Below are 19,432 nucleotides of genomic sequence, written 5' to 3'. Positions count from 1 at the left end.
CCATACGGAATTCCCATGTCGCGTCGCGTAGCCTTGCTTTGTGTATCAGCCCTTTTGATTTCGGCGCAGGCCGCATTGGCGCAAGAGGCGCCAGATCAAAGCCATGGCGATCATGATGAGGATAGCGGCGAAATCGTGGTCACCGCATTGCTTGGGCGCAATCAGGCAGACTTGCTGGCGGGAACGTCCGTCGTGTCCGGCGAAGACCTCGCCCGCGAATTGAAACCAACCATTGGCGAGACTCTCTCGCACCAGCCGGGCGTATCGGCGACATCGTTCGGGCCCAATGCTTCGCGACCCGTTCTCCGGGGTTTTCAGGGCGAACGCGTTCGGGTGCTGGCTGACGGGATCGGCAGCTTCGACGTGTCCAACACCAGTGTCGACCATGCTGTCGTGATCAACCCGCTGACAGCAGACCGTATTGAAGTCCTGCGCGGCCCATCCGCCCTGTTGTTCGGTTCGTCAGCAATCGGGGGCGTTGTCAATGTGGTCGACAGCCGCATTCCACGAAAGGTTCCTGACGAAGCGGTCCATGTCGATGCGCTGGCAACATATGGCTCTGCCGCGAATGAACGCTCAGGTGGAGCCCGCGTCGATGTTCCGGTTGCCGACAAGTTCGTGCTTCATCTGGATAGCAGTTATGTCAAGACCGGCGATCTGGAGATTGGCGGCCACGTGCTGACGCCTGCCCTCCGCGCGCAAGCGGCATCCAGTGCAGATCCCGCAATTGTGGCATTGGCCGATCTCAAGGACCGCCTTCCCAATAGTGCCGGAAGGACATGGGAAATTGCCGGTGGGGCGGCCTACATCACAAGCGACGTGAATTTGGGCTTCTCGGTGAGCCGGTATGACAGCCTTTATGGCGTTCCAATCCGTTACTCGCTAGATCCGGCAGTTACGGCAGAGTCAGTTCGGCTCGATGTCAAGCAGACACGATTTGACACGCGGGCCGAATACAACCCGACCAGCGGCTTTCTGGAAGGAATACGGTTTCGCGGGGGCTATGCCGATTATCGGCACAATGAGCTTGCCGAAGACGGCACGATCAACACGACTTTCAACAACACCGGCGGTGAGGCGCGGCTCGAACTTGTCCAGCGCGAGCGCAATGGGTGGAAGGGTGCGATCGGAAGCCAGTATGTCTTGCGCAAGGTCAACATCATTGGCGCCGAGAAATTCCTGCCTGCCATCAAGACGCAGCAATATGGTCTCTTTACGGTGCAATCGCTTGATCTGGGAGCAATCCGCGCAGAAGCTGGCGGGCGCATCGAACATTCCGTCGTCTCGGCAAGAGCCGATGCCATCCTGGGCAATCCCGATAGCCGAAGGTCGTTTACGTCCTATTCCGGATCGCTCGGCGCCAGCGCGGAATTCGCGCATGGCTGGCGGCTGGGTCTCAACAGTTCCTACACCGAGCGCGCGCCTGCAGGCGAAGAGCTGTTCGCCAATGGACCGCATGCTGGAACGCAGGCGTTCGAAATTGGCAATCCCGGCTTCGCAAAGGAGAAATCCAAAGGCCTTGAAGCGACGTTGCATGGCTCGGGCGATGGCTATTCGCTCTCCGCATCGCTCTACTACAGCTGGTTCAAAGGGTTCATCTACGAGACTCCCACCGGCGTGATCCAGGATGGACTTCCAGTCTTTCAGTCGAGACAGGCCGGCGCGCATCACTATGGCGCAGAAATCGAAGCCTCTGTGCGCGTCGCCACGATTGGTGCCGTGAAGCTCAACATCGACGGTGTGGGAGACTTCACGCGTGCAACGATCAGGGGCGGTGGTCCGCTTCCGCGCATTCCGGCGCTGCGACTTCTCGGAGGGTTCGAAGCACAGTCGGACAGGATCACCGGACGTGTGGAAGTGGAATGGGTCGGTGGACAGGACCGCATTGCGGCATTCGAGACGCCCACCAAAGGTTATACGATGGTCAATGGCTCACTGGCGATCAAGCCGTTTGGCACCGATTCCGGCATCGACGTTACCCTTTCAGCCAACAACATCTTCGACGTCGTTGCCCGCAGGCACGCCAGTTTCCTGAAAGACTATGCGCCGCTTTCGGGACGCGACATCAGGATAGGACTGAGATTTGCGTTTTGACGCCCTTCCAGCCTTTGAGTCACTGAAAGAGCTAACAAGGCAATTCCTGCCCCCCAAAACCATCCGCCAATGACATCGCTGGGCCAATGGACGCCCAGCAGCACGCGTGACGCGCCGATCGCTGCTGCACCAACAAGCGCCAGAGCGACCCAGGCATGGCGACGCTTCTTCGCTAGCAGCAGCGAAGCCAGCAACAGGGTTGCCATAACGTTGGTTGCATGCCCGCTGGGAAAGGACAGGTTTGTCACTAGATCCAGATGGGGCACCACATCAGGTCTCGCCCGACCGAACGCTTCCTTGAGGATGCTTGACGTTGCGCCCGCTAGCGGCGGTGCAACCAGCATGACAAGCGCTGGATAAGGGCGTTTGCGCCAGAGCAGCCAACCCGCACACACGACCATTGCAAATGTCCTCTGACCTGCTGCGCCAGCCCATGTCACCCATTGTGCGGCCGCGATCAGGACGTCGCTTGTAACATTCTGGCGGAATGCCAATGCCTTCAGGATCGTGCGATCAGCCTGCTGGCCAACTCCAAAGCTCACCAGCAGCCCCAACGCCAGAGCAAGAACCAGCAGGAGAATTCCCAATCTTCCTGAAATTGGCTTGGCTGGGGAATCCCTCCCATCTGTAACGTCAGCGGCTCCGTTCTCGGTCATTGCGCGCCTTTGACGACTTCGCCACCCTTGATGACGACGGCGACATGCTCAAGCTCACGGACATTGGCAAGCGGATCGCCGTCCACTGCGATCATGTCACCGTAGCGCCCGACCGCTATTGCCCCGACATCGGCTTCGCGGCCAAGAGCCTGTGCCGCATTGACTGTCGCAGCCTGAATTGCCTGCAAGGGAGTCATGCCCCATTCGACCATCTTGGCGAACTGGCGACCATTGTCTCCATGCGGGTAAACACCGGCATCCGATCCGAAGACCATCTGCACCCCGCCACGCACCGCACGCTGGAAAGTCTGACGCTGCTTCAGGCCGATTTCCTTTTCCTTGTCGAGACTTTCCTGCTCGGTTCCGTTCGATGTACCCGTCGCAAGAATGTAATCGTCATTGTAGATGTCCATCGAAAACCAGGTCTTGCGCTGGGCTGCAAGCTTGATCGTCTCGTCGCTGGCAAGGCTGCAATGTTCGATTGTGTCGATCCCGGCCAAGATAGCAGTCCGGATGCCCTCATCCCCGTGCGCGTGCGCGGCGACCTTGAGGTGAAGCATATGCGCTTCATCGGCAATCGCCTTCATCTCCTCAAACGTGAGCTGTTGACCGCCGACTGAATCGCCAAGCGAAAACACGCCGCCCGTCGCGCAGATCTTGATCACTTCAGCACCATATTTGTGCAGCCAGCGCACCTTGGCGCGCGCTTCGTCCGGCGAGTTGATCACGCTTGCTTCCTGCCGGTCATATTGCGGTGGCAAGGCGTTGCTGTCGCAATGCCCCCCCGTTGCACCAATCGCATAGGTTGCCGGAACAATGCGCGGGCCGACCGCCCATCCTCCGTCGACGGCTTCCTTCAGCCCGACATCCTGAAACTGGTCAGCACCCACATTGCGCACGGTCGTGAACCCTGCGTCGATCGTTTTCCGGGCATTGCCGACGCCTACGGCACTCCAGAAACTGTCGGTGTACTTGAAGCCGTTATACCCCCCGATCTCGGCAAGCGACGTCAGGTGGACGTGCATGTCGATCAGACCGGGAAGAAGAGTCTTGCTGCCAAGGTCGATCCGCTTGGCCCCGGCTGGCACCGTCAGGCTTCCCTGTGTGCCCACGGCCGAAATCCGTCCATCAGTGACAATGACGAGCGGTCGCTCCACCCGCTTCCCGGACACGACATCGACCATATTGGCTGCGCTGATGGCAACAGTTTCTGCCGCCGCTGGCGTGGATAGTGCCATGGTGAGCGCAAGGACAAGTCGACGCATTTTCATCTCCCGAAATCAATCGGGCAGACGCTAGCGTTTCGGAGGGGGCGCTGTCGAGCCTGTTGCGTCTTTGGAGCCAGGCGCACTGCCCGGATCACCGATGGGGACAGCATCGCTCATCAGGCCGACATCCCAAAGGGCTTCATTCCCATAACCCGTGACCGGTGCATCGATGTCCTTGGGGCCGGCATCCATCCGGCTGTCCAGATATCCGACCAGACCGCTTACCCTGTTGCCGCCGGGCGGCGGACGCACCTTGCCTGACGGGCCGACGGGCGTCGTCGGCGTGGTGGTCGTCGGGGGGCCGCCTATCGGATTTTGCGGCGACCGCGGGAGCGGCGGTGGGGAGGGAGTGCGCGAAGGCTCTCCATTCTGCGCAAATGCCGCCCCGGGCAGCGACGTCAGGCTCAGCAGGACAAAGGCAAACACTGATTTCATGTTGCCCCTGTTATCCTGCCAAAGCCCTGCCCTTGTCAAACCGGTCAGATATGGAGCGCCCGGCCATAGGCCGAAAGCACGCTTTCATGCATCATTTCGGAGAGAGTCGGATGCGGGAACACCGTTTCCATCAACTCCTGCTCGGTCGTTTCGAGCGTCTTGCCGATGGTGTAGCCCTGGATGAGCTCCGTCACCTCCGCACCGATCATGTGCGCACCGAGGAGTTCGCCGGTTGTTTCATCGAACACCGTCTTGATGAATCCTTCCGCTTCGCCGAGCGCAATCGCCTTGCCATTGCCGATGAAGGGGAATTTCCCAACCTTGACCTTGTGACCGGCCTCCTTGGCTTTAGCTTCGGTCAGCCCGACGCTGGCGATCTGCGGGTGGCAATAGGTGCAGCCCGGGATATTGAGCGGATCCATCGCATGCGGGTGACCACCTGCAATGGCTTCCACCGCAATCACGCCTTCATGGCTTGCCTTGTGCGCCAGCCAGGGCGGTGCAGTCACATCGCCAATGGCCCATATGCCAGGAACATTGGTCCGGCACATGCCATCTGTGTCGATATGGCCCTTGGTGGTTTTCACGCCAAGCTTTTCCAGCCCGATATTTTCAGTGTTCGGGACAATGCCGATGGCAACAATGGCGTGGCTGAATTCCGTCGTCACGACCTTGCCGTCTTTTGCCTTGATCGATGCGGACACTCCCTTGGCAGTGGCAGAGAGTTTTTCTACGCCTGCCCCTGTCATGATCTTCATGCCCTGCTTGGTCAGAGCCTTTTCGAGGAATTCGGAAACGTCCGCATCCTCGACCGGAACGACACGATCGAGCATTTCAACGACAGTTACTTCGGCTCCCATGTCATTGTAGAAGCTCGCGAATTCAATTCCGATCGCGCCTGATCCGATAACCAGCAATTTCGTCGGCATTTCCGGTGGAACCATGGCGTGCCGGTATGTCCAGATGCGCTGGCCATCGGCCGGGGCAAATGGCAGATCGCGCGCCCGGGCTCCTGTTGCGATGATGATGTTCTTCGCTGTCAGGTCCTCGGACTTTCCGTCCTTGGTCACGGTCACCTTACCCGGTGCCGTAATGGCGCCATCGCCCATGTGGACCGCAATCTTGTTCTTCTTCATCAGGTGCGTGACGCCCTGGTTGAGCTGCTTGGCCACACCGCGTGAACGCTTCACCACGGCCTCAATGTCGGCGCTGATCTTTTCGGCGACCAGACCATAGTCCTTGGCATGCTGCATATAGTGATAGATTTCGGCCGAGCGCAGCAGTGCCTTGGTCGGGATGCAACCCCAATTGAGGCAGATGCCGCCAAGGTTCTCGCGCTCCACGATTGCTGTCGACAAGCCAAGCTGCGCAGCACGGATTGCAGCAACATAGCCACCAGGGCCAGATCCAAGAACAATCAAGTCGTAGTTTGCACTCATGCCATCATCCCCAAGGGCTTTTCCACCAGGTCCTTGAACACCTGCATCAGCTGCGCGCCATCCGAACCATCAATTGCACGGTGATCGAACGACCCGGTCGCACTCATCACTGTCGCGATTGCCAATGCGTCATCAACGACAAAGGGCCGCTTTTCACCTGCCCCAATCGCTAGGATCATCCCTTGCGGCGGATTGATCACCGCTTCGAACTGCTTGATGCCATACATGCCCATGTTCGAAAGGCTGGCCGTTCCACCCTGATATTCGTGCGGTTGCAGCTTGCCCTCCTTGGCGCGGGCGGCGAGTTCCTTCATCTCGTTCGAAATTCTGGAGACACTCAGATTGGCAGCATCCCGAATGATCGGCGTGATCAGGCCCGACGGCGTGGAAACCGCAACCGAGATATCCGCCCGCTTGTAGCTGACCATCTCATTGCCGAGGAAGGTCACATTGCATTTGGGCGTCTGTTCGAGCGCGACCGCCAACGCCTTGATCAGCAAGTCATTGACCGAAAGCTTGATGCCGCGACTTTCAAGCCCTGCGTTCAGTTCGGCTCTCAGTTTCAGCAGCGCATCGAGCCGGATATCGACCGTCAGATAGATATGCGGAATGGTCTGCTTCGCTTCGGTCAGGCGACGCGCGATCGTCTTGCGGATGTTGGAGAGTTTCTCGATTTCGTGCGGGATGCTGTCATCAAACCAGACGGGTTTCGCTGCAGCCTGCACGGCTGGAGCCTGCGGCGCTGAGGTCGCCGCGACGGCTACGGTCGCGCTTGCGGTTGCTGCCTGTGGCGCCTCCTCAATATCGGCTTTGACAATCCGGCCATTCGGCCCGGTGCCCTTCACTTTCGAAAGATCGATACCGAGCGTCGCGGCAAGGCGCCTTGCAAGCGGCGATGCGATAATGCGATCGCCCGATGCCTCGGTTACATTTGCCTTTGGCGATGGCGTTTGCACTGGCGGCGTCGGAGCCGCTTCAGCCTTGGGAGCCTCTGCCTTGGGGGCGGGCTTTGCATTCACGTCATCGCCCTCGGCAGAAATCAGGGCGATGACGGTTCCGACCTTCACCCCTTCCGTGCCGGGAGGAACCAGAATCGAGGAAATCGTGCCTTCATCGACGGCTTCGAATTCCATTGTCGCCTTGTCGGTTTCGATCTCGGCCAACAGGTCTCCGGACTTGACCTCATCACCCTGCTTCACAAGCCACTTGGCCAGCGTGCCTTCCTCCATCGTTGGAGACAGTGCGGGCATTCTGAGTTCAATCAGCATCGAGCGTATTACCTATTTCTTCCGGTTTCTTCGGGTTACGTAACGGCAACAACGCGGCGATGCCAGAGGCAAGACCTTGCGCATACCGTTAAATTGACGCAGGCTCACTGAAATTAGGCCGATGGGGGAAGGCAGACAGGCGAATGCGCACCTATCTGGTGATCATTGATGAGACGGAAGAAGCCGAGATTGCTCTTCGCTTTGCCGCACGCCGTGCCGCCAAGACAAAAGGCGGTCTCGAGATTCTCGTCATCATTCCCCCGCAGGAATTCGTTGCCTGGGGTGGCGTCCAGGCCACGATAGAAAACGAAGCGCGCGAGCATGCCGAAGCAATTGTGCGTCATGCCATCGACACGCTTGCGCAAGAGACGCCCATCGTACCCAAGATTTCCATGCGAACAGGTGACGCCGTCACAGCCATCCGCTCTGCACTTGCTGAAAATGGGGAAATTGGCGCGCTGGTCCTTGCTGCTGCGAAAAGCGGGCACCCCGGCCCGCTCGTCAGTCATTTCGCAGGAGCAGACTCAGGCACTCTTCCCTGCCCTGTCATGATCGTGCCCGGTTCGCTGACTAATGAAGCCCTCGACAGGCTGAGCTGAGCGAATTCAAAAAATAGAAGGCCCGGCCACTCCCCCAAGCGACCGGGCCTTTGCCCAATTCGGCGCGATGCGGATGCAATACATCCGTAACGCAACTGCGAAAGGGGCTTCCATTGTTGGTGACTTGGCCAAATTTCATGCGTTGATCTGAAGTCGATCCTCGCAGACTCGGCTGCCACCAGCTTCAAAGCCCTCCATAAACAGGTTTGGCGGCAATTTCCATATCCGCCAAAACCAATCACAGAATGCATATGTATCAGCTTCAAAATGCGACGCAATTGGCAGCCATAATGCCATATTGTCCCATTTCGGGTCAGATTCTGTCTGACAGCAGCTTGGCTATTGCTTCGCAACCATTGGCATCCTGCTCATCGAATCGGCCGGGTTTCGGGCTGTCCAGATCGAGCACGGCGATCAATCGGCCGTTTTGCAGGATCGGAACGACAAGCTCTGACGCTGATGCCGCATCACACGCGATATGCCCGGGAAACGCATGAACGTCTTCAACGAGCTGGGTCTTCAGCGTGCTTGCCGCTGTACCGCAGACCCCCTTGCCCAGAGCGATCCTGATGCAGGCCACTTTTCCCTGAAAGGGCCCCAGCACCAGCTCTCCGTCAATGAGCCGATAAAAGCCGGCCCAGTTGAGTGCAGGCAGATATTCCCAGATGAGAGCCGCTGCATTGGCCATGTTCGCCACGGGATCGGGCTCGCTGGCCGTCAGCCCATCGAGCGCCGCCAACAGGTCGCGGTAAAGGTCCGGCTTGGAACTCGTGTTGATCGAAAACTCATACATCAGTCAAAACTCACCTTGCTGCGCCCTTTTTTGACATCGCCGCGGATCGCCTTGCCGACAAGCCGTTTCTCCTTTGCCGTACGGGAGGGTTTCGTCTTGATCCGCCGCACTGGCGCTTGATGGGCCTTGGCCAAAAGGGCGAGCAAACGTTCCCTGGCATCGGCACGATTTGCCTCTTGCGTCCGAAAGCTCCGCGCGGTGAGCACGATCTCGCCCTCGTTCGTCCAGCGACTGCCCGCGAGTTGCTTCAGTCGTGCATAGACGGGGGGCGCTAGTCTCAGGGCAAATACGTCGAGGCGGATTTGGACTGCTGTCGCCACCTTGTTGACATTCTGCCCGCCGGGGCCGGTCGCTGCGAGAAAACGCTCCTCCAGCGCAGCTTCGGGCAGCTCAGGGGAAGGGCCAAGCATTAACGCGTCAGGATATAGAATATGACATAGAACCAGGACAGCACGCCGTGAATGATCGCCCACAGGATCGACTTGTGGAGGCTCCAGGAGATAGTGATTGCGAGCGCACTGCCAAAGCCGATGCCGGCCCGGGTAGCTGAGGTGGTGTAGGTGCGAATTTGTTGCATGGGCCGCAGTTTTGCATTGCCTGCCGTCGAATGCAAATGGGCTCTGCTCGCCGAGTTGAACTCTGCCTTTCCCGCGACTAGGGACATTCTCCAACCGCAATGAAGTTCAGGCAACCGCGACCATGTTCGAACCCGTAATTTCTGCAACCGGTCTCTTTACGCCAGCGGAAAGCATTTCCAACGACGAGCTTGTCGAAAGCTTCAATCGCTACGTCGATCAATTCAATCATGAGAACGCCAGCACCATCGAAGCGGGTACGATTGAGCCTTTGCAACACAGTTCGGTCGAGTTCATTGAAAAGGCGAGCGGGATCAAATCGCGCTTTGTCCTTTCGAAGGCGCCGATCCTTGATCCCGAGATCATGTGCCCGCGCCTGCCTGAACGCCCCAATTCCGAAATTTCGGTGCTCGCCGAAATTGGTGTGGCCGCTGCACGTGATGCCCTCGCCCGCGCCGGTCGCAAGCCCGAGGACGTGGACGCCGTATTGTGCGCCTGTTCCAATCTGCAACGCGCTTACCCTGCCATAGCAGTCGAGATACAGGACGCCTTGGGTATTCAGGGCTTTGGTTTCGACATGAATGTTGCCTGCTCTTCGGCAACGTTCGGCATTCAGACCGCCGCAGACTTTATTCGCGCGGGCCATGCGCGATCGGTGCTCGTCATCAATCCTGAAATCTGTTCGGGACACCTCAACTGGCGTGATCGGGACAGCCATTTCATTTTCGGAGACGTCGCCACGGCGATTCTGATCGAAGAAAAAAGCATCGCACCGGCTCGCCACTGGGATATTCTTGGAACGCGGCTCAAGACGCAATTTTCCAATAATATCCGTAACAATTTTGGTTTCCTGAATCGCACTGATCCCGATACCCGCGATGCCAGGGACAAGCTCTTCGTCCAGGAAGGACGCAAAGTCTTCAAGGAAGTTGTGCCGATGGTCGCGGAACTGATCGTGTCACAGCTTGAGGAACTCGCGATTGCGCCGGCATCGCTTCGCCGCATGTGGCTCCACCAGGCAAACGCCGGAATGAATAGGCTCATCGCCGCACGCGTGCTGGGACATGAAGCCAGCCCGGACGAAAGTCCGACCGTGCTGGATACCTATGGCAATACATCATCTGCCGGCTCGATCATTGCCTTCCACCTGAACAGCGAAGACTTGAATGCAGGTGATCTGGGGCTGATCTGCTCGTTCGGTGCCGGCTATTCCGCTGGCACCGTGATGCTGCGCAAATCTGGTTAGTCCTTCTTGCGATAGAGCTCAACGATGTGGTCAAGAACTGCGGCATAGAGCGGATTGATGAACTCGCAGCCGTAACGATGGCCATTGCGCCAGACAACGTGCGACTCCAGGCCTGCCATGCCCGGAACGGTAAGCCAGACCCTGTCGCCGATATGCAGGTTGGCGGCTGTTCCGAAGCCGACTCCGACAACTGAAATATCGATCACATCAACTGAGAATTTCTTTGCGCCGGATGGACGCAACGCCGCCTGCATCTGGACGCCAAGTCTTTCTGCGCGGCGACCATCATGGTCCCAGTGCGTCCTAATGTCGGCATTCGATGCCATCAAGGCCTCCTCATTTTTCAGTCCCCACACGCCTTTAGCCGCTTATGGTTGACCAATTGTTTACGTCGGCAATTTCGGCAACGACTTGCCACTTGCGGATCACGGCCTATCTCATACCGAGACACCAAACCACAGAATCAAGAGAGAGCGATGCCCCAGAATCAAGCGTCCGAGCTGCCATTGTTGAGTTTCGACAATTTCATCACCCATTGGGCGAATGAACGTCCGGATCGGCTGGCTCTGCGGGAAGATGATCGTACCCTGACATTTGGTGAGCTGGAAGAACGGACCGCAAAGGTCGCGTCCGCCCTGATTGCTGCGGGACTCAAAAAGGGAGACAGGATTGCTTGGCTCGGCAAGAACAGCGACCTTTATTATCAGCTCTTTTTCGGCGCCGCTCGTATCGGTGTTGTGATGGTCCCCGTCGGGTGGCGGCTCGCACCGGCGGAAATCGCCTATATCGTCAACGACACTGAAGCACGGCTGCTCTTTGTCGGGCCGGGCTTTGACGCCGCCGCCGACGCGGTCCGTGGCGACCTGAAGCATGTTGAGCACATTCTTGGAGCAGACGCTGCTCGCCGCTGGATTGATGCGAGCCCAAGAGGTCCATTCTCTGCCGCTGACGCGGAAGATGCGGTTCTGCAGCTCTATACATCTGGAACGACCGGCAATCCGAAGGGAGCAGTCCTTTCGAACCGCAACCTGTTCGGCCTGCGCATTCCATCACTCGAAGCCAATTTGCCATGGTCGCATTGGGACGAAGACGAGGTCGTGCTGATGTGCATGCCGTGCGCCCATATTGGCGGAACCGGACTTGGCGTCATGGCTCTGGCAGCGGGTGTCGCTGGCCATATCATGGCGGAATTTGAACCCGGCGGTGTCCTAGACGCAGTTGCAACGGGGGGGGTGACGCGCTTTTTCATGGTTCCCGCTGCACTCCAGATGGTCATCAACCATCCGAAAGCCGCAACAACGGACTTTTCGCGCCTGAAGTACATCATCTACGGGGCTGCCCCTATTCCGCTTGAACTCCTGCGCGAATGCATCAAGGTTTTTGGCGCCCAGTTCCTTCAGGCCTATGGCATGACGGAGACAACAGGCACGGTGGTCATGTTGCCCCCCGAAGACCATGATCCCAATGGCAATCCGCGCATGCGTGCTGCAGGCAAGCCGCTTCCCGGCGTCGAACTGAAAGTCGTCGATGAAGAGGGCAATGAAGTGCCGACCGGCGAAGTCGGGGAAATCATCACGCGGTCTTCAAACAACATGATTTCATACTGGAACCTGCCCGAAGCGACCGCAAAGACACTTAGCGCAGACGGCTGGGTCCGGACCGGAGACGCGGGCTATATGGATGAAGACGGCTATCTCTTCATCCATGATCGCGTGAAGGACATGATCATTTCGGGCGGAGAAAATGTCTATCCCGCCGAAGTCGAGTCAGCGATCTATGGCCACCCGGCGATTGCAGAGGTGGCCGTGATCGGCATTCCGGACGACAAATGGGGCGAAGCCGTGAAGGCTGTCTGCGTTCCGAAGCCCGGGGCCGAAATCGACGAGGCAGATGTCATTGCCTGGGCACGAGAGCGCATAGCCGGCTTCAAGGTTCCCAAGTCGATCGACGTGATTGCGGCGCTTCCCCGGAACGCCAGCGGCAAGATCCTCCGGAAAGACTTGCGCGCGCCCTATTGGGAAGGTCGCGAGCGGCAGGTCAACTAGAGGATCACATTTCTCCGCGCGATCGCCTTAACGCATACCATTTCTGGACGTTCGCATTGTGCTGTTCCAGCGTGTCGGCGAAGACATGCCCACCGGTCCCGTCCGCGACAAAATAGAGTGCGCGGGTCGGCGCGGGATTGAGGACGGCTTCAATGGAAGCCTTGCCGGGATTGGCGATTGGGCCCACAGGCAGCCCGGACTTTGCATATGTATTGTAGCCATTGTCGGCCAGAAGCTCCGACTTCAGGATGCGCCTCCCAAGAGGGCGCCCCCGGGTGACGGGGTAGATGACCGTTGGATCCGCCTGAAGCCGCATGCCAATCCGCACACGGTTGGAATAGACACCGGCAACTGTGCGCCGTTCGCTTGCCTTGCTCGTCTCCTTTTCGACGATGGAAGCAAGGATGACGGCTTCCTCAGGGCTCCGCACGACAGTGTTCGGCTTCCGGTCCGCCCAAGCCTTGGAGAGGGCCTTGGCCATTGCACCCTGCATCCGCTTGAGTACGGCGCTGCGTTGCTCCCCGCGTGTATAGGGATAGGCATCCGGGAGGACACTCCCTTCCGCAGGAACGGCTACGTTTCCGACCAGAAAGTCAGCAGCCATCAGCTTGTCCGCGACCACCACACTTGGCGTGCCTTCCGGGATGATGACAAAGCGTTGTTTCGTCCGGCCCGACTGAAGCAGCGCCAGAACATCGCCATTGTCCATCCCGGCCTTGATTTCATACTCGCCCGGCTTGATGGGTTCGGACGATCCGAAAATCTTCGCATGCCGCAGGAAACCAGAAGCAGACCCGATGGCTCCCTGTTTCTCGAGAATATTCGCTGCAGCCTTCAGGCTTGCTCCGGGCGGCACAACTACCGTCACATCCCTGTCAGCCCCGCCTGAGCAGGCGGCCAGCAAGATGGCGGCCAGAAGGGCCAGCCAGGAACGCATCAGATGGCTCGCACCACAAGACTCGCGTTGGTTCCTCCAAAACCGAAGCTGTTGTTCAAAGCCGCACGTACTGTGCGCTTCTTCGCCACATGAGGAACCAGGTCGACTCCCTCCGTTCCCTCATCCGGATCATCGAGATTGAGCGTCGGGGGCACGATCTGGTCACGGATTGCAAGGATGCAGAATATGGTCTCGACAGCGCCTGCGCCGCCCAGCAGATGGCCGATTGCCGATTTCGTGCTGCTCATCGAAGCGCCGGCAAGATCGTCCCCAAGCACACGCTTGACCGCCGCCAGCTCGATCGTATCGGCCATGGTCGAAGTCCCGTGCGCGTTCACATAGTCAATATCGCCGGGGCCCATGCCAGCCTTTCTGAGCGCCATCCGCATCGACAGTTCCGCGCCCTTGCCTTCGGGATGAGGCGCCGTGACGTGATAGGCATCGCCTGACAGGCCATAGCCGACGACTTCGGCATAGATTTTCGCGCCGCGTGCTTTTGCATGCTCATAGTCCTCGAGCACGACGACGCCAGCGCCTTCGCCCATCACAAAGCCATCCCGGCCACGGTCATAGGGTCTGCTGGCCTGCTCCGGGCGATCATTGAAGCTCATGTTCAGAGCGCGCGCCTGTGCGAAACCGGCAACACCAAGCGGATTGATCGTGCTTTCCGACCCGCCAGCCAGCATGACATCTGCATCTCCGTCGCGGATCATTCGGGCCGCGTCACCAATCGAATGCGCGCCCGTTGAACAGGCCGTCACCACCGCGTGGTTTGGACCCATCAGCCCATATTTGATGCTGACCTGTCCAGAGATCAGATTGATCAGCCGCCCGTGGACGAAATGCGGGCTGACCCGCCCCGGTCCCTTTTCCGCCAGAACAAGCGACTCGCTTTCAATTCCGGGCAGTCCGCCGATGCCGGACCCGATCGAACATCCGGTCCGCATCTTGAGATCGTCGCTCATGTCAGTCAGGCCGGCATCCTCAAGTGCCTGCCCGGCAGCGTCAATGCCATAGATGATGAACGGATCGACCTGGCGTTGAACCTTGTGATCGACGCGCTTGTCCGGATCAAAGCCCCAGGGATGATCCTTGGGTTTGATTTCGCAGGCAATGTGGCACTTCTGGTCCGACGTATCAAAGCGCGTGATCTTACCCGCGCCCGATTTTCCTGCGATAAGGTTCGCCCAGCTGGTTTCCACATCGCCACCCAGCGGCGTGACCAGCCCCAATCCGGTTACGACAACACGACGCATTGCATTTCCTTCAAATGAAAGCGGCCCCCCGTCACTGCAACGGAGAGCCGCTTCAAGAATTCACCGGCTCCCACAGGGGGTTCCGAATTGGCCCGTTCAGCCCTTGTTCGAGTCGATATAGGCAATCGCGTCATTGACGGTTGCGATCTTCTCGGCTGCGTCGTCTGGAATTTCGACGCCGAATTCCTCTTCGAAGGCCATTACGAGTTCGACGATATCAAGGCTGTCAGCGCCAAGATCGTCGATGAAGCTGGCTTCTTCGGTCACTTTCTCGGCTTCAACACCAAGATGTTCGACGACGATTTTCTTAACGCGATCGGCGGTCTCGCTCATGGATAGTCCTTCTCGTTCATGTGTGAGCAATATTTGCAATCGCCCTAAAGCGGGCGCGACAGACTGGCAAGCCCCCCGATCAACAGACAGTCGTGAAATCCTGCCCCACGGCAAGGCTCAAAGCATGGCCATCCCGCCGTTCACATGGATTGTCTGGCCGGTCACGTAGCCAGCCTCACGCGATGCAAGATAAGCAACGGCAGCGCCGATGTCCTTGCCTTCACCCAGCCGACCAACCGGAATTCGCGCAGTCAACGCATCCTTCTGTGCTTCAGGCAGGACATCGGTCATTGGCGACGTGATGAATCCCGGCGCCACGCAATTGACGGTAATATTCCGGCTGGCGAGTTCCTGCGCCAGAGCCTTTGACATGGCCGTCAGCCCTCCTTTGGACGCGGCGTAGTTCGCCTGTCCCGGATTGCCGGTGGCACCGACAACGCTCGTGATCGTGATCACCCTGCCGAACCGGGCCTTCATCATCGGCTTGCATGAAGCCCGGATGAGCCGGAATGCTGCTTCGAGGTTGACGCGGATTACTGTATCCCACTCCTCGTCCTTCATGCGCATCGCAAGATTGTCGCGTGTCACACCGGCATTGTTCACGAGAATATCGAGTTGGCCGCCAAGCGCCTCGACGGCGCGTGGTACCAGCCCGTCCACAGCAGTGCCGTCTGCAAGATCGCAAGGAAGTATGACACAATCGCCGCCAATTTCCGCAGCAACCGCCTTCAAGGCATCTTCGCGCGTCCCTGACAAAGCAACCCGGGCACCCTGCCCGACCAGCGCCGCCGCAATGGCAGACCCGATTCCGCCCGAAGCCCCGGTCACGAGAGCGGTCATTCCTGATAGATCGAACATGTCTAGAGTCCCTTCATCAAGGCTTCGATATCATCCATCGAAATCACGCTCGTTGCGTTCGCATCCTGTGCCGAGCGTTTGACCATGGGCGCAAGGACCTTGCCACCGAATTCCACAAATTCATGAACTCCGTTGTCGAACATGGCGACGACGCTCTCGCGCCAACGGACTCGCCCGGTCACTTGCTCGACCAGCAGAGCCTTGATCGTCTCTGCATCGGCTACCGGCGCTGCCGTCACATTGGCGTAGACGGGCACAAGAGGCGCTTGCAACGCGGCATCAGCGAGCGCCTGCGCCATGGCATCTGCCGCCGGTTGCATCAGCGGGCAATGGAAAGGTGCGGAAACCGGCAAGAGGATGCCCCTCTTTATGCCGTGATCTTTCACCAACTCGATTGCGCGTTCGATCGCGCCTCGGTGTCCCGAAATCACGACTTGCGAAGGATCATTGTCATTGGCGACTGTGCAGACTTCACCTTGAGCGGCCGCATCTGCGAGCCCCTGCGCCTTCTCAATATCCGCGCCGAGCAGCGCTGCCATTGCGCCGACGCCGACAGGCACGGCCGCCTGCATCGCCTGCCCACGCAATTTCAACAGCCGCGCTGTTGTTGCAAGATCAAGCGCTCCAGCTGCGCACAAGGCTGAATATTCGCCGAGGCTATGTCCTGCGACGAATCCCGCCTTGTCGGCCAGCCTTATGCCCCCTTCCTTCTCAAGTACGCGAAGCGTTGCAATGGCGTTGGCCATGATTGCTGGCTGGGCGTTCTCGGTGAGGGTAAGCTGATCCTCTGGGCCCTCTGTCATGATGCGGAACAGGCGCTGGCCCAGCGCATCGTCAACCTCCTGGAAAACCTCGCGCGCAACGGTGCTCGCCTCAGACAGGGCCTTGCCCATTCCGACAGACTGGCTTCCCTGACCCGGAAAAATGAAAGCGCGCATAGATGTGCTCCAACTGGTTCGGAGCTCCGACTAGAAACCGCAACCCGATTGCGCAAGCCCGCGATGGGTTTGCAGCGCGCGCTAAATGCGATCCATCGAAATCCATTTCGGATTGCCAAGCCATGCCCGGCCGAATGCAGCCCGCGCTGCGGCTTCGGAAGGACGATCTCCAAGCGCCCGATTCGTCTCCGCAAGCCCATAGAGCGCCCAGCCATTGTTGGGGAATTGTCCAAGGGCTTGCATGAAGGCCTGTCGGGCACCCTTGAAATCTCCGGCCCGATAGAGTGCGGCACCCAACGACTGTTGCACCGGGTAATACCAGAATGGCGGCTCATAATAGGTGATGCCCTGTTCAAGCGTCGCGGCTTGCCGATACAGATCAGCTGCTGCCGCAAAACGCCGGTGCGCATATTCGCGTCGCCCTTGCGCCACCAGTTCCGAGATCTTGAGCAAGTCCGGTACCGGGACGAGCATGTCCGTCATCGGCTTGAAATCGGTCGTCGTCCGGATCCGGCGCAAGGCGGAAATCTCGCGGTCGAACTCCTTATCATTGCCGGCCCGCGCATAGGCAATAGACCGGGCGTAGTGCCACATGGCTGTGACGTAGGGCAGCCGGGAGTCCGGGGCCTTGAGGGCGAGGATCGCATTTGGCTCGGCAAATTGGGCATAGGCAAGAAACGGCGCCGCATCGACCGGCTGCACCCAGGGAGTCGCAGCCGTCGCATCGGCATTGAGCACGCCGCGAAGTCGCTGCGCCTCTCGCAGGGCCGTGGCGGCATCGCCCCCCATCTGTGCTGAGGTCACGATGAAATGGATGTTGTGGGGGTAATAACCAAAGCGATAAATCCCCCGCTCCTTCGACGTCAGCAGGAAGGATTCGTCAACCCGCGCAGCCTCCACATTGACCCGGATCGAATCCTTGAAACGGCCCAGCACATAGTAAAGGTGCGCGGGCATGTGGACGAGGTGCCCGGACCCGGGCACGAGGCCCACAAGCCGGTCCGCTGCCTTTTCAGCGCGTTCGGGATGCACTGCACTTTCCATCAAGTGGATGTAGAGGTGGGCGGCCTCAGGATGATCAGGGTTGCGCGCCAAGACCGTCTCGATCAGGCGGACGGCGTCGCCAATCCGCCCCTTGGGCGTCTCGCGATCCGCTTCCCAATAATCCCAGGGCCGCACGTCCATTTCCGCTTCTGCCGCGAGAACGGCAATCGTATCGCTCTGCGGAAACTGATTCGCGACATCGAGGATGGCCGTTGCATAGGCCTGATCCAGCGCCGCGCGATCGGCATTCGCCTGTGCAGAATAACGCGCCTTCTGGGCGAGGATCAGCGCCTGCTCTTCAGGTCGCGCGCCCGCTTTCAGGGCATCGGCGCGGCCAATCGCTTCGAGGGCGCGGGCGTTGGTTGCCGGATCCATTGGCGCGTTGATATTGGGTCCAAGCGCATTGGCTTCTCCCCACCAGCACATCGCGCACTCCGGATCGAGGCGCTGCGCCTCGCGAAAGGCCCGAATGGCCTCGGCATGATTGAAGCCATAGGTCAGCATCAGGCCCTGATTGAAATAGCGCTGCGCAAGCGGGTTTTGCGTGCTTATGGCAAATCCCGGATCGCCCAGCCCGTCGATCAGCATCACGGGCCCGTCAGGGGCCTGAACGGCACCGGCAGCCAGATTTGCGATCCGGATCCAGTTCAGGCGCGACCGGACATCGCGCATGCGTTGCCCGCAAATCGAGCCGGCAATGCGCGACGGATCAAGCTGCCGCAACGCCTCGGATGAAATCCTGCTGTCGGCAATTCCGGAAAAACTCGTCAGCGAAAAAAGCGCTGTCGACATCAGCGCAATCTTGGGACCAAGCAGCATTCAACCCTCCCCCACCAGAGTATTACGCACGCTACCAGAAGCGGGAAAGCGAGTCGATGATCGGCATTAGCGACGACTTTTGTCTGAGGCCTTTCGTGCGGTACGATGAACAGCGTAATACGTGCATCATTGCGCCTTAGGGTTCTGCCGACAGTCGACCGTTCCGGGCGTCGCAGTTCGGGCCAGACAAATCGATTGACTTGCTTGCTGGTGAGTCCCAGCCTCTGCAAATCGATGAGCCAAGGCTGGCAATTTGCTGAGTCGGCCGATCCCATTCGTCAAGTTCAGTTGCGTGTGAACGCGTAGAAGCTTTTCTTTATGGAGAGAGACAATGAAACTTGCACTTCTTGTAAGGGGTGGCTGCATTGCCGCCGCCGCTTCGCTCTTGGCCGCACCTGCGCTCGCTGCTGATAATCCTCAGGTCGCTGCCGCCATCATGGCTTTGGCCCGTGCGCAATGGGCTGCGGAAATTGCCGGAAAGTCAGGCGCTGAACAGAATGCAGCGACTGCTGACGACTATACCGAATTCAATCCGGACTATCCGACCCGGCTCGAAGGCAAGGCCATGTCGACTGCAATGACAGATGCATCCGGCCATAATGACGTTGCGGTCTTTTCTGACATGCAGAACGCCAAGGTGCAGGTCTACGGCGATGCGGCGATTCTGACCTACAACTTCGTTGGCATCCGCAAGGACGCCTCTGGCAAAACGAGCCCCAACACTGCCAAATCCACGCGCGTCTATGCCAAGATTGGCGGCGAGTGGAAGCTGGTCCACGCCAATTTTGCCCCGATCTCCGGGCGCTGATTTTCCGGGTGGAGCGAATTC

Annotated in this window: 20 protein-coding genes; 5 read left to right on the top strand and 15 right to left on the bottom strand. The window is 58.9% G+C overall.

Annotated elements, in window-relative coordinates; translation table 11 throughout:
• The first annotated feature begins 15 nt into the window (after positions 1-15).
• Positions 16-2,094 (top strand): TonB-dependent receptor, encoded by a 2,079-nt coding sequence (locus K0O24_RS10270; RefSeq protein ID WP_219892668.1) that lies wholly within the window; start codon positions 16-18, stop codon positions 2,092-2,094.
• On the opposite strand, the gene K0O24_RS10265 is transcribed toward K0O24_RS10270, so the two are convergent.
• From K0O24_RS10265 to K0O24_RS10245, 5 genes are read right to left on the bottom strand one after another with little or no spacing between them, the layout of a single operon-like run.
• Positions 2,040-2,750 carry a phosphatase PAP2 family protein gene (locus K0O24_RS10265; protein WP_219892667.1) on the bottom strand — a complete coding sequence of 237 codons (711 nt, stop codon included), beginning with the start codon at positions 2,748-2,750 and terminating at the stop codon, positions 2,040-2,042. The genes K0O24_RS10270 and K0O24_RS10265 overlap by 55 nt on opposite strands.
• Entirely contained in the window at positions 2,747-4,015 is a 1,269-nt protein-coding gene (locus K0O24_RS10260) for a Xaa-Pro dipeptidase (RefSeq protein WP_219892666.1), read from the bottom strand. The genes K0O24_RS10265 and K0O24_RS10260 overlap by 4 nt, the downstream gene beginning before the upstream one ends.
• Before the next feature lie 30 nt (positions 4,016-4,045).
• Positions 4,046-4,453 (bottom strand): hypothetical protein, encoded by a 408-nt coding sequence (locus tag K0O24_RS10255; RefSeq protein WP_219892665.1) that lies wholly within the window; start codon positions 4,451-4,453, stop codon positions 4,046-4,048.
• Between the two features lie 44 nt (positions 4,454-4,497).
• Positions 4,498-5,892 carry a dihydrolipoyl dehydrogenase gene (gene lpdA / locus K0O24_RS10250; RefSeq protein WP_219892664.1) on the bottom strand — a complete coding sequence of 465 codons (1,395 nt, stop codon included), beginning with the start codon at positions 5,890-5,892 and terminating at the stop codon, positions 4,498-4,500.
• Positions 5,889-7,160: a pyruvate dehydrogenase complex dihydrolipoamide acetyltransferase gene (locus K0O24_RS10245; RefSeq protein WP_219892663.1), complete on the bottom strand. Its 1,272-nt coding sequence runs from the start codon at positions 7,158-7,160 to the stop codon at positions 5,889-5,891. The genes lpdA and K0O24_RS10245 overlap by 4 nt, the downstream gene beginning before the upstream one ends.
• A gap of 143 nt (positions 7,161-7,303) precedes the next feature.
• On the opposite strand from K0O24_RS10245, the gene K0O24_RS10240 reads away from it, so the two are divergent.
• Positions 7,304-7,759: a universal stress protein gene (locus tag K0O24_RS10240; RefSeq protein ID WP_219892661.1), complete on the top strand. Its 456-nt coding sequence runs from the start codon at positions 7,304-7,306 to the stop codon at positions 7,757-7,759.
• 313 nt (positions 7,760-8,072) lie between these two features.
• Here K0O24_RS10240 and K0O24_RS10235 read toward each other — a convergent pair whose 3' ends face one another.
• The 3 genes from K0O24_RS10235 to K0O24_RS10225 are packed head-to-tail and all read right to left on the bottom strand — an operon-like array spanning position 8,073 to position 9,129.
• Positions 8,073-8,552 (bottom strand): GAF domain-containing protein, encoded by a 480-nt coding sequence (locus tag K0O24_RS10235; RefSeq protein ID WP_219892660.1) that lies wholly within the window; start codon positions 8,550-8,552, stop codon positions 8,073-8,075.
• Positions 8,552-8,962 carry an alternative ribosome rescue aminoacyl-tRNA hydrolase ArfB gene (gene arfB / locus K0O24_RS10230; RefSeq protein ID WP_219892658.1) on the bottom strand — a complete coding sequence of 137 codons (411 nt, stop codon included), beginning with the start codon at positions 8,960-8,962 and terminating at the stop codon, positions 8,552-8,554. Before arfB ends, K0O24_RS10235 begins: the two co-directional genes overlap by 1 nt.
• Positions 8,962-9,129, bottom strand: a complete 168-nt coding sequence (locus K0O24_RS10225) for a hypothetical protein (RefSeq protein WP_219892657.1) — start codon at positions 9,127-9,129, stop codon at positions 8,962-8,964. Before K0O24_RS10225 ends, arfB begins: the two co-directional genes overlap by 1 nt.
• Before the next feature lie 122 nt (positions 9,130-9,251).
• Between K0O24_RS10225 and K0O24_RS10220 the strand changes: the two genes are divergently transcribed.
• Positions 9,252-10,373 carry a beta-ketoacyl-ACP synthase III gene (locus K0O24_RS10220; protein WP_219892656.1) on the top strand — a complete coding sequence of 374 codons (1,122 nt, stop codon included), beginning with the start codon at positions 9,252-9,254 and terminating at the stop codon, positions 10,371-10,373.
• Here the strand turns inward: K0O24_RS10220 and K0O24_RS10215 are convergent.
• Positions 10,370-10,699 carry a PilZ domain-containing protein gene (locus K0O24_RS10215; protein WP_219892655.1) on the bottom strand — a complete coding sequence of 110 codons (330 nt, stop codon included), beginning with the start codon at positions 10,697-10,699 and terminating at the stop codon, positions 10,370-10,372. The genes K0O24_RS10220 and K0O24_RS10215 overlap by 4 nt on opposite strands.
• 150 nt (positions 10,700-10,849) lie before the next feature.
• Between K0O24_RS10215 and K0O24_RS10210 the strand changes: the two genes are divergently transcribed.
• Positions 10,850-12,418: a fatty acid--CoA ligase gene (locus tag K0O24_RS10210; protein WP_219892654.1), complete on the top strand. Its 1,569-nt coding sequence runs from the start codon at positions 10,850-10,852 to the stop codon at positions 12,416-12,418.
• Between the two features lie 4 nt (positions 12,419-12,422).
• Here K0O24_RS10210 and mltG read toward each other — a convergent pair whose 3' ends face one another.
• From mltG to K0O24_RS10180, 6 genes are all read right to left on the bottom strand, one after another.
• A complete protein-coding gene (gene mltG, locus K0O24_RS10205; RefSeq protein ID WP_219892653.1) occupies positions 12,423-13,355 on the bottom strand; it encodes an endolytic transglycosylase MltG in 933 nt (310 codons plus the stop codon).
• A complete protein-coding gene (gene fabF, locus K0O24_RS10200) occupies positions 13,355-14,611 on the bottom strand; it encodes a beta-ketoacyl-ACP synthase II (protein ID WP_219892651.1) in 1,257 nt (418 codons plus the stop codon). The genes mltG and fabF overlap by 1 nt, the downstream gene beginning before the upstream one ends.
• A gap of 96 nt (positions 14,612-14,707) precedes the next feature.
• On the bottom strand, positions 14,708-14,944 hold the full coding sequence (locus K0O24_RS10195; RefSeq protein ID WP_219892650.1) for an acyl carrier protein: 237 nt from the start codon (positions 14,942-14,944) through the stop codon (positions 14,708-14,710).
• A 117-nt stretch (positions 14,945-15,061) separates the two neighbouring features.
• Positions 15,062-15,802, bottom strand: coding sequence for a 3-oxoacyl-[acyl-carrier-protein] reductase (gene fabG, locus K0O24_RS10190; RefSeq protein WP_219892648.1), 741 nt, complete (start codon positions 15,800-15,802; stop codon positions 15,062-15,064).
• 2 nt (positions 15,803-15,804) lie between these two features.
• The gene (gene fabD / locus K0O24_RS10185; protein WP_219892647.1) at positions 15,805-16,740 is read right to left on the bottom strand and encodes an ACP S-malonyltransferase; all 936 of its coding nucleotides are present in this window, start codon (positions 16,738-16,740) and stop codon (positions 15,805-15,807) included.
• An 81-nt stretch (positions 16,741-16,821) separates the two neighbouring features.
• A complete protein-coding gene (locus tag K0O24_RS10180; RefSeq protein ID WP_219892646.1) occupies positions 16,822-18,603 on the bottom strand; it encodes a tetratricopeptide repeat protein in 1,782 nt (593 codons plus the stop codon).
• Between the two features lie 331 nt (positions 18,604-18,934).
• Between K0O24_RS10180 and K0O24_RS10175 the strand changes: the two genes are divergently transcribed.
• Entirely contained in the window at positions 18,935-19,411 is a 477-nt protein-coding gene (locus K0O24_RS10175; RefSeq protein ID WP_219892644.1) for a nuclear transport factor 2 family protein, read from the top strand.
• Positions 19,412-19,432: the final 21 nt, after the last annotated feature.

Origin of the sequence: Aquisediminimonas profunda (assembly GCF_019443285.1) — a bacterium.
GTDB classification, from domain to species: Bacteria; Pseudomonadota; Alphaproteobacteria; order Sphingomonadales; family Sphingomonadaceae; genus Aquisediminimonas; species Aquisediminimonas profunda.
Note: the sequence above shows the minus strand (reverse complement) of the source record. Positions and strands in the feature narration are given on the sequence as shown.

Coding starts and splice junctions, on each gene's coding strand:
- K0O24_RS10220 (WP_219892656.1), top strand. CDS start 9,252: ATGTTCGAACCCGTAATTTCTGCAACCGGTCTCTTTACGCCAGCGGAA.
- K0O24_RS10225 (WP_219892657.1), bottom strand. CDS start 9,129: ATGCAACAAATTCGCACCTACACCACCTCAGCTACCCGGGCCGGCATC.
- K0O24_RS10260 (WP_219892666.1), bottom strand. CDS start 4,015: ATGCGTCGACTTGTCCTTGCGCTCACCATGGCACTATCCACGCCAGCG.
- K0O24_RS10270 (WP_219892668.1), top strand. CDS start 16: ATGTCGCGTCGCGTAGCCTTGCTTTGTGTATCAGCCCTTTTGATTTCG.
- K0O24_RS10245 (WP_219892663.1), bottom strand. CDS start 7,160: ATGCTGATTGAACTCAGAATGCCCGCACTGTCTCCAACGATGGAGGAA.
- K0O24_RS10195 (WP_219892650.1), bottom strand. CDS start 14,944: ATGAGCGAGACCGCCGATCGCGTTAAGAAAATCGTCGTCGAACATCTT.
- K0O24_RS10210 (WP_219892654.1), top strand. CDS start 10,850: ATGCCCCAGAATCAAGCGTCCGAGCTGCCATTGTTGAGTTTCGACAAT.
- K0O24_RS10240 (WP_219892661.1), top strand. CDS start 7,304: ATGCGCACCTATCTGGTGATCATTGATGAGACGGAAGAAGCCGAGATT.
- K0O24_RS10265 (WP_219892667.1), bottom strand. CDS start 2,750: ATGACCGAGAACGGAGCCGCTGACGTTACAGATGGGAGGGATTCCCCA.
- fabF (WP_219892651.1), bottom strand. CDS start 14,611: ATGCGTCGTGTTGTCGTAACCGGATTGGGGCTGGTCACGCCGCTGGGT.
- K0O24_RS10180 (WP_219892646.1), bottom strand. CDS start 18,603: ATGCTGCTTGGTCCCAAGATTGCGCTGATGTCGACAGCGCTTTTTTCG.
- fabG (WP_219892648.1), bottom strand. CDS start 15,802: ATGTTCGATCTATCAGGAATGACCGCTCTCGTGACCGGGGCTTCGGGC.
- K0O24_RS10175 (WP_219892644.1), top strand. CDS start 18,935: ATGAAACTTGCACTTCTTGTAAGGGGTGGCTGCATTGCCGCCGCCGCT.
- fabD (WP_219892647.1), bottom strand. CDS start 16,740: ATGCGCGCTTTCATTTTTCCGGGTCAGGGAAGCCAGTCTGTCGGAATG.
- lpdA (WP_219892664.1), bottom strand. CDS start 5,892: ATGAGTGCAAACTACGACTTGATTGTTCTTGGATCTGGCCCTGGTGGC.
- K0O24_RS10235 (WP_219892660.1), bottom strand. CDS start 8,552: ATGTATGAGTTTTCGATCAACACGAGTTCCAAGCCGGACCTTTACCGC.
- arfB (WP_219892658.1), bottom strand. CDS start 8,962: ATGCTTGGCCCTTCCCCTGAGCTGCCCGAAGCTGCGCTGGAGGAGCGT.
- mltG (WP_219892653.1), bottom strand. CDS start 13,355: ATGCGTTCCTGGCTGGCCCTTCTGGCCGCCATCTTGCTGGCCGCCTGC.
- K0O24_RS10255 (WP_219892665.1), bottom strand. CDS start 4,453: ATGAAATCAGTGTTTGCCTTTGTCCTGCTGAGCCTGACGTCGCTGCCC.
- K0O24_RS10215 (WP_219892655.1), bottom strand. CDS start 10,699: ATGGCATCGAATGCCGACATTAGGACGCACTGGGACCATGATGGTCGC.